The 14881-nt window shown below is 51.5% G+C and carries 10 protein-coding genes; 4 read left to right on the forward strand and 6 right to left on the reverse strand.

The genetic code is table 11. The features are described 5' to 3' along the window. Positions 1–262: 262 nt before the first annotated feature. Positions 263–589 carry a hypothetical protein gene (locus tag ACFQJB_RS13530; protein WP_379728225.1) on the reverse strand — a complete coding sequence of 109 codons (327 nt, stop codon included), beginning with the start codon at positions 587–589 and terminating at the stop codon, positions 263–265. 935 nt (positions 590–1524) lie between these two features. On the opposite strand from ACFQJB_RS13530, the gene ACFQJB_RS13535 reads away from it, so the two are divergent. Continuing rightward, a complete protein-coding gene (locus tag ACFQJB_RS13535; RefSeq protein WP_379728227.1) occupies positions 1525–2727 on the forward strand; it encodes an AAA family ATPase in 1203 nt (400 codons plus the stop codon). Positions 2728–2788: 61 nt separating this feature from the next. Next, positions 2789–4897 (forward strand): hypothetical protein, encoded by a 2109-nt coding sequence (locus ACFQJB_RS13540; RefSeq protein ID WP_379728229.1) that lies wholly within the window; start codon positions 2789–2791, stop codon positions 4895–4897. Between the two features lie 389 nt (positions 4898–5286). On the opposite strand, the gene ACFQJB_RS13545 is transcribed toward ACFQJB_RS13540, so the two are convergent. Then, positions 5287–5661 (reverse strand): hypothetical protein, encoded by a 375-nt coding sequence (locus ACFQJB_RS13545; RefSeq protein WP_379728231.1) that lies wholly within the window; start codon positions 5659–5661, stop codon positions 5287–5289. Positions 5662–5796: 135 nt separating this feature from the next. On the opposite strand from ACFQJB_RS13545, the gene ACFQJB_RS13550 reads away from it, so the two are divergent. Next, positions 5797–7041 (forward strand): RNA-guided endonuclease InsQ/TnpB family protein, encoded by a 1245-nt coding sequence (locus ACFQJB_RS13550; RefSeq protein WP_379728233.1) that lies wholly within the window; start codon positions 5797–5799, stop codon positions 7039–7041. On the opposite strand, the gene ACFQJB_RS13555 is transcribed toward ACFQJB_RS13550, so the two are convergent. Further along, the gene (locus tag ACFQJB_RS13555) at positions 7038–7250 is read right to left on the reverse strand and encodes a hypothetical protein (protein ID WP_379728235.1); all 213 of its coding nucleotides are present in this window, start codon (positions 7248–7250) and stop codon (positions 7038–7040) included. The two genes, ACFQJB_RS13550 and ACFQJB_RS13555, sit on opposite strands and share 4 nt — an antisense overlap. Before the next feature lie 17 nt (positions 7251–7267). After that, complete coding sequence (locus ACFQJB_RS13560) at positions 7268–8917, reverse strand: hypothetical protein (RefSeq protein WP_379728237.1); 1650 nt, start codon at positions 8915–8917, stop codon at positions 7268–7270. Positions 8918–9057: 140 nt separating this feature from the next. Between ACFQJB_RS13560 and ACFQJB_RS13565 the strand changes: the two genes are divergently transcribed. Next, positions 9058–11298, forward strand: a complete 2241-nt coding sequence (locus ACFQJB_RS13565) for an AAA domain-containing protein (RefSeq protein ID WP_379728239.1) — start codon at positions 9058–9060, stop codon at positions 11296–11298. A gap of 71 nt (positions 11299–11369) precedes the next feature. On the opposite strand, the gene ACFQJB_RS13570 is transcribed toward ACFQJB_RS13565, so the two are convergent. Together ACFQJB_RS13570 and ACFQJB_RS13575 are read right to left on the reverse strand one after the other, a co-directional pair. Continuing rightward, positions 11370–11831, reverse strand: coding sequence for a hypothetical protein (locus tag ACFQJB_RS13570; RefSeq protein ID WP_379728241.1), 462 nt, complete (start codon positions 11829–11831; stop codon positions 11370–11372). A 986-nt stretch (positions 11832–12817) separates the two neighbouring features. Next, positions 12818–14782, reverse strand: coding sequence for a pentapeptide repeat-containing protein (locus ACFQJB_RS13575; RefSeq protein WP_379728243.1), 1965 nt, complete (start codon positions 14780–14782; stop codon positions 12818–12820). Positions 14783–14881: the final 99 nt, after the last annotated feature.

Here is a 14881-nt window from a genome sequence, read left to right on the forward strand (position 1 = left end):
CCCACACCGAACGGGCACCATACAAGGTGTTTCTAGATAGCGAGGATTGTACCATTGAACTCGTCGGCTGGGATGAACCGACAGATTTCACAATCGATGAACCGTATCGTATCTCAGACCCAGAGATCGAACGAGACAAATATGGAACTGATATTCGATACGATAAATCACATATTGTACCGCTCGAAGGTGATTGATTGTGAGCCATGCCATCGTCACTAGTAATCTGCTCCACAAGAACGTCAGTTCAAGTTGAAGATGCTCACGATGGTAGAGGATTTTTTGGGAGGTTACGCAACCCACTGTAGTTTGGCACCCATATTTTCCCAGAGTACTCCAGATCTGGAAGCTGAGGGTGCCGGAAATCTTCTAAATTTTCAGTCCAACCAACAAGAATCAGTAATTTGTCACCCATTTTTACTGGATAATTAGTATGTGAATCATGTAGTTCAATAACAAATTTTTCGCCGTTTATCTCACTCGCTAAATGTTTTACCCTGAATTTGCTACCGTTTTTAGATTCATGTGTATCAGTGAGTGAAATTATCGTTTCGACCTCCGCAACAGTGACTAAAGATTCAATTCCCAATGTATCCAGTTCAGCTGGCTCCGGTACGAATCGTATCTCATCATTTATTTCAGAGAGACTTGTTTCTTCATCATCAAAGACAAGAACGTCGGTGATCTCACCATCATTTTCCGCAATAACACCAGTAACCTCGAGTACTGTGTGCGGATCATTATTTTGAAACCGTTCAATTTCATTTGATGCATCTTCCCAACAAGTAACCCGAAACCAGTCAGAACCGTTTCCAAGGAAAATTGTGCCAATTTCTATCCTATCATTCTCTTCTTCTCCACCAGCAATTAAGATGTGTGTAGGGACTACGGTAATAACAATTCCTTGGAAGGTATCAGTATTAATCCCACCTTCATCAGTATCTTTCTGATAAAGTTCTTTTTCCGGTTGGATTGGTGGGTTTACTTTTTTGTTTTTATTTTCTACTTTTTTCGGATTGGTTCTGGTGGATCAGGATATGCACCGTCTTCCCAATTGTAACCTGATCCAAATTCGTTAACTCCATTACCTTGATAACTCATATTATCCGATCTAAATTATATTGATAAAATATCACTGTATCACACATCGTGTTTACATCATCCAATTTCTCAATCTAAAACTCTCATAACCTGATGTTCTGTGTTATAGCTCGTACTGATATGGTTATGAATATATCGAAGAGTGTCACCTGATTTTAAATTATAAGTGGTTGAAGCCCCTACTAATATTGCCTATATTGCTCTTAGGATGAGATCTGGTGGTAGATGGTAGTGGGCCGTTTGAGCTGCAAGGCCAACCCCACTATACAGTTCTCACCGGATTGATGTACGCCCATTACTACCCTGTCTGGTTCGGTATGTAGCTACACAGAGTTCGTTTCTATCGCAGTTCATCTGAGTATAGATGCATCGATTGACGACCACATGAACCGCTTCGATCATGACACTGAAACCCCACACATAATGGCTACACGAGACGACATCATCCAAGCGATCGGAAACGGGAATTCGACTGCCACGGCGATTGCAGATGCTATCAACAAGGATCGTTCACACATCGCGCGGGAACTCAAAGCGATGAGCGACGAGGGAACATTGACGAGAACCAAACAGGGCCGTAGCTACCACTACGACTTCGTCGACGACCGATCTGAGGATGGGCTGTCAGTGAATAAAGGCTACGCGTGGAGCGAGTGGATGCCCGAAGATGTCCCCGAATACATCCCCTCGAAGCGTGAATACGAGGAGATCCAAGCGGAAGTCGACCATCGAGAGACCGCAGACAATCCTGCCCACATCCGCCTGACTGGCCCGACAGGGTGTGGCAAAACGCATCTGGCGCGAGCCTTGGCACAGGAGCTGGAAGCCCCGTTCTTCGATATCTCGGTGAAGTGGGCGACAGATACGACAGACCTCATTGGACGATTCGTCCTTGTCGACGGCGAGACGCAGTGGATCAATGGCCCGCTGACAAAGGCTATTCTCGCATCCAGAGAACGTCCGACCGTGCTCCTACTCGACGAGATAAACCGAGCGCGCCCGGAGACCAAATCGGCACTTTACGAGGCCCTCGACGACCGTGCCCAGATCACCATCGACGCACTGGGTGGTGAAGTCGTCCAAGGCGAGGCCGTAAATCTCGTCGTGATCTCCACGATGAACGTCGGGCAGGGCCACCACGTCGAGGAGTTAGATCTGGCCGAACAACGTCGGCTGGGCAACCGGTGGTCGATCGATTTCCTCGGGTTGAATCACCCCGACCGTGAATCACAACTGATAGCCGACCGAACGCCGGTCAGTGCCATGTTCGCCGCGAGACTCGTTGAGGCCGCAAACAATGTCCGACGACTGGCCAACGACCCCAGCGAACAACTTTCCAGAGGGATTCCCACCGGACTCTTGTTGGAGTTGGCCGCCTCGGCGTACAAATACGCTCAAGCCGGATTGGAAAATGCAGCACTGAGGGCGACCCGGACGGCCGTCGTCGATCCCTACTACCAGCGCGGGGATCGAGAGATTACCGGCCGTGATACCGTTATCTCCACGTTTCGGTCGTTCTTTGAGGGCATGCCCAGCGAGGCAGTAGTCGAAAACGCCGAACTCCAAGCGTGGGCCGACGAGGATATCGTCGACACCGACGCCGACCCCGAAGAGGCAGTTGGGTGAGTAAAAGTACGGGCACTGAGGGTACCGCCCGCGCACTGCAATTCTCTTTTCGAGTATCCACATGGACGCAAGCCAAGCACTTCGAGACACACTCGAATCGATGACGAAGGTGTATCACGAGGAAACTGTCCCGATCGAATTTGGGGCCGCGCCACGAGTCGTACCGAAAGATGAGACACTGCAGGGAGAGGCGGTGAAAGAGCCGACGGTCGTCGTCGATCCCGCCCCCGGTGACAAGTTCACCGACTCACTGTCCGGGCCCGAAGAACTGCGCTGTATCACCAACACCCTTTCACACGAACTCGAACACATCAGAGAGAGTGAGCTGACCTCTAAGGTCACTTTCCGGGAGCGATATCCAACCCACCCGGAGTTTGCCGGTGGTATCGTCAACATTCTGGAGGATCAGTATATCGACTATACCCGAACCCGTCGCTTTCCCGGGCTCAAGACAACCGAGGCGTTCGTCATCGAGAAGCTGTACCGCGACGACGACCTCTGGCCGCCGATAGACAGCATCGAGACGACGCCGAAGGTCATGTTAGAGGGCGTTCGTCAGGTGGCGTTTTGCGGCCACGCCAAGGGAATCACGGGCTGTGAAGACTGGATCCGTGAGTTCCTCGCACGGGTACGGCCACACATCAAAGAGGTGCGTCGGGAAGACAGCCAGCCCCGACGGGCTGAACTCGCACACGAAGTCATGGCGATTGCCAAGGAGTATCTCTCCGACAAAGACGTCCAGCTGCCCGACACCTGTGAGGTCTGTGATGAGTTACCACCCACGATCATCGCACCGATCCGCGGGCCAGTCTGTGAGGACTGCGTGCCAGAAGCTCACAGTCCACAGGAGCACGACATGGGTGACGAAGACATCGACGCGGAGACGGCCGACGACCAAGCGGCGACCGACGACGACACGAATTCCGCCGCTGGTGATTCGAACCCGTCCACCGATAACGCGGACAACACAGACGAATCCTCCACTGTGGGCGCAGGTGGAACAGCAGCGATAGATACGAGAGAGGGGTCGGCGGTGGACGGGAGCGGATCAACTGGGCATCTATCGACTCCCAATGGATCGTCGATAGAACCAACGGGAGCCTACCCGGGTGACGGGACGGGACACTCCGAAAGTGCCACGGACGGAGAGGTTTCTGCGGAGCTATCGACGATGGAGACGCTGGCTCGCAACGACAACGTTGCCTCGTGGTGGGACGTTCCCGAGGAGATCAATCACCGGTCTGTCAGTAGCAAGGATATCTCTCGGTACAAACGGATCAAACAGGCAACCGAGGTCGACGATGATCTGTTGACCGAACTTCGCAAGCGACGGGTGACGGCACAGGAGACTGATAACACACTCTCAGAGGATCAACACCTACACTCGACGAATCTCAGCAAGTCCGACGCTTGGCGGACACTCCGCGAGGATCACCGCCGGACGTTCCGCAAGATCACCACCCGTGATATGCCGGTTCCATCGCGGGTCGGCAACGAACTGAATATGGACAACGTCGTCCAACGAGCGGCCGGAGACACCTCCCGAGACAAACTGTACGATCGCTCCCAGACCATCGCCCGGGGCGGCCGTATCGTGGCGGTCTCGGCCGATATGTCCGGTTCAATGACCGAAAAGCAGGTGAAACTGGCACTAGCTGCCATCGCTGAGGCGGCAAGTATGGTCGGTGACGATTTCCTCGCCACATGTTGGACGCAGACCAGCAACTCCCGTGGCGGGTACGAGGTGAGACGAGACTCTACTGGGATCGGTGTCGTTTGCGATCACGACGAACTCTTCGAGTGGTCTCAACTCGATGCCTTCGACACCGGTGGGGGAACGCCGACGGCCGATGGTGTCGATATCACGAGCCAACTCATCGAAGATGTTCCCGCCCGCGAGAAGCTGTTGCTGGTCGTCACCGACGGCGCACCGAATAGCGTCTACGGTGACGGAGCCTCCTCCTTGACTGGATGCCCGGTCAAAGATGCACGAGAGGTAGTCCAGAAGATCCGATCGAAGAATATCAAGGTGATCGGACTGTTTGTCGGAGAATCTGCTGAAGAGACGGCGATGGCAGACATTTTCGGAGCCGACGGCTATGTTGAGGCATCGATGGACGACCTCGCTCAGGAGTTACTCAACGTGTATCGTGAGCAATTGCGAGTGTGAGCCCCCACGACCGGTGGCGGAAGGTTTCAAACACGGAGATCCTGTGTAGTATCCAAGACCCCATTGAATGTTGTAGGGGATAGAGTTCGTGGCAAACATTTGAAGTAGCTGTAGCCCCTTCGTACAATCATGCCTTAGTTCGCCGTCTGATGAAGCAAATCACCAGACGGCACCCCAAGTCTGTTCGATGGCCGGAACAGTAACCCCCTTTGTCGATTTTCTCAAATTGTTTAATTGCCGATTCTTCCTTGCTAACTCTCTTTTATATATCCGATCCCAGAACTGTGCGCGATTGTGCACACAGCACTGCGAGAAATAGCGGTTCGAGAGTTTATCGTGACATAATTAAAACAAAAGTCTTCGTCCGCAGCAATCGTGCCCCAAACAGTTCACTCCAACTGTCGGATCGCTACGCCACCATCGCTCTCTCTGAGCAGGGCACGCAAACCAGCTGGTGACTCAACGAAGACGCATTCCCCGCCGGGTGAGTCGATCGTGTCCCGAATGACGTTCTGGCAGTGGACGTTGCCCTTGGTTTGTGGTTCGTCGTCGCGGGTGTGGCCAACAACTTGCGACGGCGCGTCGGTGGGGATATACTGGAGGTCAAGCCAGATGAGGCCAGCTGGTGGGCTCTTGAAGTGGCCATCACCCGATCCCAAGATCAACGGATACTCTTCGAGAACGCGAGATTGGACGGTTCGATCCTCCATCGTCCCTTGAGCCTCCAACAGTCGCTTTGCAGCTTCGACGAGGTCGTCGTTCACAGCTGGAACATCATAGAAGCGCAAGGCGGAAACCCACCCGTTCACGGGTGGGAGGAAGCCGACATGAGCAGTGCCAAACCGATAGACGCCGACAGGCCGACTCCCCAATATTTATAAAATACTAACATATGATGTATGGAGAAGCGGCGCACTGTCCCCGTGAAGCTCAACGTGGACAGTGCCGACGCCGCACTCCTTGAGGACACCGTAGACGAGTTTCTGTGGGCTGCGAACTACGTGACGCGGCAGGCGTTTGACGGCGAATACGTCACCACCAGCAAGACCACGCTCCACGACGATACCTACAGTGAGGTGCGCGAGAACACGCGGTTGCATAGCAATCACGTTCAAGCCGCCCGCAACAAGGCCGCAGACGCCTGCAAGAGCGTAGTCGAAAAGTGGAAACAGGGCAAGCAGGCGTCGATGCCACAGTTCACCAGCCCACATCTCGTCTACGACCATCGAACAGCGACGTTCCACGACGAGTACGTGTCGCTGGCGACTGTTGGCGGGCGAATCGAAGCCGACTACGTACTCCCTGACAAGGAGCGAGACACGCCCCTCGCGGAATACCTGTTTTCTGACGACTACGAAACCACTGGGGCAGAACTACACTACACGAACGGTAATTGGATGCTCCACATCCATACCAAGACGGAAGTGGAGTCCGATACACCGGAGCAATCGACTACCGAGAACAGGACAGTTCTCGGGGTCGATCTCGGTGTGACCAATCTCGCCGTCGCTTCGACAGGCACGTTTTGGACTGGTGACGAGTTCGACCACTGGCGCAGAGAATACGAACAGCAGCGTGGTGATCTGCAAGCCTGCGGTTCACGCTGGGCACACGAGAATATGCAGGCGGTCGGACGCAAAGAAGAGGGCCGATTCAAACTCACCCTTCATCGGATCAGCAACGAGCTGGTCGCTGAAGCTCGTGACCACGGGTGTTCGGTCATCGCGTTCGAGGACTTGACCGACATACGTGAGCGCACCGGCGCGTCGTGGGGCCACAAGTGGGCCTTCAATCGCCTGTACGAATATGTTGAGTACAAGGCCGCAGAACACGGGATCGACGTGGAACAAGTTGACCCCGAGAACACGTCACGCCGTTGTTCGCACTGTGGGTTCACTCACCCGAATAACCGCGACAGTGACTCGTTTGCCTGTCAGAAGTGCGAGTACGAGAACCACACTGACTACAACGCCGCGAAAAACATCGGACTACGGTATCTTCGTCGCAACCAAACCGGAGGCGACGAAGGCGCACCCGTAGGCGTGCGCTTGAACAGCGGGACGCTGAACGCGAATGGAGAGTATGAGCCTCCTGCCGAGGAATCGGCCAGAGCGGGAGTCCACGCTGAAAGCTCACCCCTTTAGGGGTGGGTTAGCTTACTGTCTGCCCAATGCATAGTGCCGTCATCATCCACGGTAACGATTGGGTCGTAGTTATCGTGATCTGAGAGTGTCAACAGCGCACTCTGGGCCGCCTCAAGATGCCCGTGAATATCGCTGATGCTGACGATCAACGGTGACGTATCGTCACCTACTGATTCAACAAAATCCCGCTTGGACTGTGGAACACTCATCGATGGTAACTGTAACGTCATTCGTCGATTTCCTCAATCTCAGTGTGTTCGTTAAGATGAACTTCCCGTTGGCCCTCGAATTCCCGCACCCAAGCGTCTCTCAGAAGGTAGGTTTCGCCATCCGCAAATTCGACATCTGGGCCCCAATAATCTGAGCTCCAGATCACAAACCGGACGCGTCCTGACTCATCAACCAACTCACCAGCCTGATCGATCTCCTCAGTTGGAACCGATTCAACGTCCGCTACCGCACCTTGTATGGTAACAGACTGGTCGGGTTCAATCTCGGCAATTGAAGTCGGATCAGAGTCAGGGTCGGTATGCAACCGAGGATCATACTCATCGACATACTCAATGGCCTTCTGGAGAGTCAACTCGCCGTATGTTTGATCGCCACGTTGTTCGTCCCATTTGTCACGCATGAGCCCCGATCGTCGGAACAAAGCGTCCATCTGAGAACGATTATCGCCAGTATAGTACGCCAACAGCGTACACATCGCCATATCAGCTTCACTGTGTGATTCATACCCAGCAGTACTGCCGTCCCACAACCGGCGAAAAGTCTTGTTCTGTTTGGCATGCTCTAGAATACTGTCTGTATCGAGAACTTGGCCACTCGTCGCATCCAGTTGGTCGTCGGAACCTGTTTTCAATCCGCCAGAATCCACTCTTTCCTCTGGCTCCCGAGCGACATGTTTTTCGTGGATTGATCGAAGTTCGTCATGCCGAACGGCAACTGTGTCCGGATGATCGTCAAGGCGATCACCAGTGACCGTGAAGAATCGACCACGATCATAGAGTTCAATTCCGTCGTGTCGCTGCCGACCCTCTGGAACGAACCCACGAAGCAGAATATGCAGGCCACTTCCACTTGGTGAGACCTCAGTGTAGGAATTGACTGTCGTAATGATGTCTTGTGCCCGCTCCGAGAGTGAGCCTGTTTCTGGGTTCCGCATGTCATCCAAGTCGATGCCCGCGATCGTGTCCTCTTCAGTGAAAACGAACCCTAATCCATCGACATCGTCTCGCTGTGCGGCCTCAGCGGCTACACTGAAGTCTGCCCACGTGGATGGATCGTCGACACTGGCAAGCCCATCGTCGTGTGGAGACACCGGTATCTTCGTTTCTTTTCTGTTCCGGGTATCGATGCGCCAGCAGATCCACTGATCAAGATCCTGCAACATACTCGGAATAGCGTCGGTAGAAACCGATTCAACGTTGATCTCTTTAGCAGGATCTGGTGTGTGGTCGATATCACCCTGTTGACGCTCAGTGCCTCGATGAGAGATTGGTTCAAGCGGAGACTCGTTTTTCAAGAATTGTCGCAAGTATTCGTATTCGTCTGTAGAGAGATCTACAGTCCGCTCTTGGAGATACGCCCGAAGGTGGTTTTGTTGATCCGATGTCAACTCACAGTAATTGCTCGCCAAAGCGGGCATACCATCGAGCAGTTCGAACTTTGAGAGTCCATAGGGCTTGGTTCCGAGAACGCCGACGATGACAAGCGGCTTTGTTACATCTCGTGGAACATACTCATTGAACTCGAAGCCCAACTCCGATAACAAAGTCTCCGCAGAAGGTGCAACTTGCAGGGTCTGCGGCGAGTCGTTGATTTGTGTTTGTATATACCCACCAGAGCCAGATTTGTAGGCGTAGTACTTTGGCACACGCCCCCTGTTTGTGGGAAGTTAACAAATAAATTCCGTCACTATGCGCCCAACTACGTCGGCCTCCATGCTGGTATGATACCGGAGTATGTCTCTTGTTCAGATTTTTATTGGTGGGGTTGGATATCACAACAACCGGAATGTCCCTGCTATTCGAGCACGCGATTGAAGAATTCTCACTGTCGTCGGCGACACTCGTCGACCCCCAAGCGGAACATCTAGAACCAACCGACCAATCCGTTCCCGTTCGACCGGTTGCGGAATTTGCAGGGCACCACGACTCACTCAGCCACCCGACAAAGGAGTGGATCTGCATTCCACTGCATGGCACTGATAGCGCAGCCCCAACCGACGAATACATCGGCTATCTCGACCACGACCTCCGTGGTGAGTTGTTCTACATCAAGCAGAACGGAAGCGAAGAGACAATCGCTGCTGACGAATTTGCACAGACCAAGTTAGCGAATCGGATTCGATTCTGGCATTCTGATTACCTTCCCGAAACCTTCCCGCCGGGATACGACAGCCCGATTAACGACACAGAGCCGCCACGAAACCCCGTTGAGTCGACGACGCTGCTCGATGGCTTTGATGCCTACATCGAAGCCGAACGTACGGCGACCCAGCAACGCAACCGTGAACACGCTGAAAACGTGGCACCACGATCACAGTGGGCCCAAAATGAAGCTGCCATCCCGGCACTCCATTGCGTCGAAGAAACGAATGGTGAATACGAGTTTCGCCTTGATCTACCTGATGAACTCAAAGATCGACGAGACAATGATTGGGCCTACATCGTCGAAAACGAATTTGATATCCACGAAGGCAATGATGTGTTGCTCCACGCCAACTGGACAGACCCACCAGATAGCTTTCCGGTCGTCGGGACAGTCCAGCGAATCCGTGGTCGATCACTCTGGCTGTCCTTTGATTGGGCCGATATCGATCGGCCAGCCTCAATTAGATCGGCTCTCACGCAAGGTCGAGAGTGTGGATTATCGGGACTACTCAACCCTGTCCCCTTCGACCGAGAACAGGAGGCTGTCAAAGAGCTCAGAGACACACCGACCGAAGCGATTCTCACTGGCAACACAGAACTCACGTTCGCAAATAGCGCAGCGGCTCAAAGTACGCCATTCGATAGCGAATTGAATCAGGAACAACAGGCAGCCGTCAAATACGCGCTGTTGGCCGATGACCTGTTCTGTATTCATGGCCCACCTGGGACGGGGAAAACACGCACACTCATCGAGATCATCCGCCGTGCAGTCGAAGCTGGCGATGACGTGTTGGTTTGTGCAGATTCGAATCAGGCCGTCGATAACCTCGTTGCTGGCAGCTCAACCGACGGCGATGTTGACCAGACATCCTTGCACGCTCACAGTCAGCATGGTGAAGCAGAGTTCGTGCTGGATCGTATCAACGCTGATCGGTCAGCACGACCGCTCATCAGAGAGAACTACACCGATGTTGAGGCCACTCCGGAGATCGTCGCAGCGACAAACAGCAGTGCCGCACGCCTACACCGATCATTCGACCTCGTGGTGATTGATGAGGCGACCCAGGCCACCTGTACGGCCTCGTGTATTCCCCTCTCAAAGGCTGACCGAGTCGTATTAGCAGGCGACCACAAGCAGTTGCCACCATTCAGTTCGACTGAGGAGCCGCCGGACTCCAGTTACGGCCTTTCGTTGTTCGAACATCTGTACGCCTCCGGTGGCGTCTACGAGGGCGTCGGTGTCCAACTCAAAACCCAATACCGCATGCACCGGGATATCGCCTATTTCCCCAACCGAGAGTTCTACGACCGGAGTCTTCGGAATGGTCGTCGGGTTGAACCGCTTGCCGAACGAGCACCGATTGAGGCGTATAATGTCGGCGGCTCAGTCGATGTCGTTGATCATTCCCGGGCGAATCCAACCGAGGCGAAGGTGGTCGTTCATCTCGTCACCCAACTACTGGCTGAGACAGCCATCGAACCAGCCGATATCGGTGTGATCACTCCCTATTCGGCACAGGTTCGGACGATTACACAGTCGTTAGCGGATGCGGTTCCGGAGGCCACAGCAATCTCCGTCGATACGATCGATGCCTACCAAGGCAGTGAGAAACCAATCATCATCCTCTCGCTGGTCAGGAGTAACGCCACAGGTGAGATCGGCTTTCTCGGTCGAACACCTGATGGCCCCCGCCGATTGAATGTCGCATTGACCCGTGGACAGCGGTACACAGCTGTTGTTGGCGACTTCCATACACTCGCCTACGACCATGAGAGCACTCAGACCGATGTTTATCAAGAGCTTCACGAGCAGTTTGAATCGCGTGGGTTGATGAACAATGTTGATCCAGAGTTACTTCCGAGCTCATCTGTCTTTAGCTAATAGTGAAATCGCTTGACAGCAGTGGCTTGTCGTTATCATCTCAGACGCAAACCACCGCTATTTATGTTAAACTATTTTAAATCATTAAATACTGATATTGGTGCTTCTCCTTGGGCTTCTTTTTCCGCAAAAGCAAATATCATAGCCGTCATAAGAAGATGGCATACCCAAAATATGATAAAAAGTATGGAAAACATCCAGTGTATAAATCCCATAAACACAAGTACAAAAAATGGTATTATCGACGGAGTAATCAATAACCAAGCTATCGCGGTTATATCAAACCAATTAAAATCTTTGTAAATATCTAATGGGCGTCTGTTTGCGAATAAGAACACGCCTAAATGAATTGGTATAAGCAAAGTTAAATATATTACCAGTATGTTTGTAATTGCTTCAATATATTTTGTGGCAGATATTTGAGAATCCCACGGTATAATCACGAATATTAAACTGAGAAAAAGTAATGCTTTCACTTTGTCTTGTCGTAAAATACGATAGCAAGTTTTGAGTAGTGAGAGTAATTTATTCATTTGAATAGCTTTTTGTTTTCAACGAATTATAAAAATTATTTTATCTATCTTTAGTTAACACTTATAGCAATACTCAATGTTAAAATCATAACTTGAGATAGTCAAAAGGCCAGTTCTATTAGCTAAAACTCGTTCGCTACGAGATCAGCCGATAATCGAGGGTTAAAACCAGTATTTCCAGAGTGTACGAAGGGAAGACAGACAAAATTTGACCCAAACAGGGTCTGTTTAGTATTACTGAAAGTATTATCTAAAGACGAATGCTTCCGAGCTAGGAGTACAGCCGACTTGTATATCAAATCGCTAACTAAAACAAACCCAAACCGCTGAAACCGTCGAATTTGGGCGATCTATCGATACCAGTGCGACCGCCGTCAGGCAACAGGTATCGCTTTGTCATGACAAGCGGCTATGAGTCTACTCGATCAGAGTTCGATCCAACCGGTTGGTGAGCCATATCTGGGTCAAGCTGTAGATGTTGTAGGTGCCACTTTGAAGCATTGTGCTAGAGGTGGAGAGGGGAAGACCCCCAGCGTAACACACTGAGTCGGCGAGGACGGGATGTTCAATGGAGGGCGTGGATTATGGAATCCGGAAGCGGGGAATGGCTGTTTCAGAGCATACCTGCCGACTCTGCCACCTAATTGATTCGGGGAGGGCATAAACTGGGGGCGCGAGTTTCTCGTCTTGAAACACGCACCGTCGCTCGGGATGCTTCTCGTTAACTTTTGGACAATTCGGATTGAGTTGCGATTTGATCAATAAACTGAATAAGCAAAGAACCGACATACATATGCAAGACTCGCACGTTCTATCCATCAATCGCCGATTCAATTTATTCATTTGTTGATGAATGGTCGAATGATCGATAGAGAGCTTCTATCTTGCAGCCCGCCGACCAAGAACAAATATTAGCAGTGCCAATAGAATCGGAGCTATCAGTGCCTCAATTGACGTAAACAACTCACCGACGAAGCCAGTTGGGCTCAGTGACCAGTACCTGTTAGAAAGAGAAGTACACTGTGATAGAAAGAGTTCCACATCAATTCTGGTGATTCAGCGATGGCTCCGTATGTGAGTGTACCCGTCGAATCACTTTGGAACCATCCGCCTAATGGGAAAATAAACCCGAAGGCCACGATCGTCCCAACGCACCAGCCGACTACTCTGGAGAAACTTTCACCGTGTTTGAAAATAGCATTTTGCGCTTCTGCGAACCAGTAATTAACGCGTTGCCCTTCTTGACGTAGTTGAGATCGGCGCATATCCTGTCGCCGTTTGAAGAACGTGGATTGTTTATCGGGGAGGGTGTTCGCTTTCGTCAATTGTTCAAACAGATGATAAGCACCCATCGCCTTCGTGAGTCGATCTACAGTCTCGTCGTCGCCGGAGTCATACTCATACTCCGAATCAGGATCATAAACACACCTATTGGATCCTTTGTTATCAAAGACTGTTGCTGTGTTGATGGCAGCGTCACCGATGCGTGCCCCATAGATGCGAACTCCACTTAGATCGGATCCAAACAGATCCGCGTTCGAGAGCGTTGCGCGTTCCAGATTGGCTCCCGATAAGTCGGCTTCGGAAAAGTCTGAACTTTCAAGGCTTGATTGTTTGAAATTTGCGTCGGAGACGTTTGCCTCCACAAAGGACGCTCCAACTAGATTGGCATCAGCAAATATTGCTTCGGAGTTGAATGTTGCCCGGTCAAATATCACAGTATCATTGAACATCGATTGATGGAAATCGACCGGTCCATCAAAAGTTGCGTCGGCGAACGACGCGTGAGCATTGAACTCACCGAGCGTAAATACCACGTCTGACTCAAACGTACACTGAGAGATGTACACGTCGCCCCCAAACGCTACATTAGTAAACGCAGTCGTACCTTCAAATGTCGTCCCTTGAAACGAGACCTCGTTGTCGAACACTACACCACTGAAATCTGTGTCCGCTGTCTTTTCCATTATCTCCTCATACATTCCTACTTCACCGCCGCTCCCAAAGGTGATATCCTGAACGAACACGTCACCTCTAAAGATGGCGTTACAGAAGATTGCCTTTGATTCAAAGATGGCGTCAGGAAACTGCACGTCGGCGTTGAATGTAGCACCTTCGAAGTTTGAATCGTCCCCAAAGCGCGTCCCCTGGAAGTCCGTCCACCCGTTAAACTCGGTGGTATCGAAATTAACGCCTGACGCAAAGTCTGTCTCCCAAAAATTCGTTTCGCCGTTGAAAACGACATTTTGGAATGATGATTTCTCACAGAAGGTTGCCTCACCGTAGTATGCACTGCCGTTGTATTTGGTTCTGCGAAAATCGGCGTTATTGGTGAACGTTGTCCGTTCGAACGTGACGCTCTCAAACTCCGAGTTGACGAAGGTTGCACTATCGTTGAAAATTATATCTGATATATCTGTCCAATCAGTAAACGCTACATCTTGGAATCTGGCTCTTGAATGGAACTCAGATCCGCAGAATGACGCGCTACCACCGAATTTCACATCCGAAAAATTGCACCGATTACGAACAACAACGCCCTGGAATTCCACTCTTCCACCGAAGTGTACATCCGAACAGTCGAGGTGCTGTCTGAACCTGGAGTGTGACATATCGATGTCACAGTTAATACTGGCAACTTCCTCGCTAGTTGTAACTTCGCTAATATCGAACCTGTCGAATCGACCACCAAGAATTCGAACTGTCCTCTCTTTGCTTATTGATTCGTCTCCTTTACTGGGTGCTTCCACAATTTCCAGAAACGCCCGAACTACTTCTTTGTCGTTTTTCTTTCTAACAGGCAGATGGAAGGAACAGAGGTGTTCTCCTTCTACGGGTTCATATGGGCACGACCACACACCGTTCTGGTCAAGAGCTTCCCCCTCAACATAGCACTTGTCGTCTTCCTCACCCCCACGTTTCAGGGTCGTTTGGATTAAGCTCGTACTCACAGGTTCCATCCGCTGGTGGCATACCCAGTATAATCAATCCCGGTATATTCAAGGTTAATGTCAGTCTTGAGAACTCACTCCGCTTAGAAGGTCCTATTC

The sequence above is a fragment of the Halonotius sp. GCM10025705 genome, assembly GCF_042662885.1.
Classification (GTDB): Archaea; Halobacteriota; Halobacteria; order Halobacteriales; family Haloferacaceae; genus Halonotius; species Halonotius aquaticus.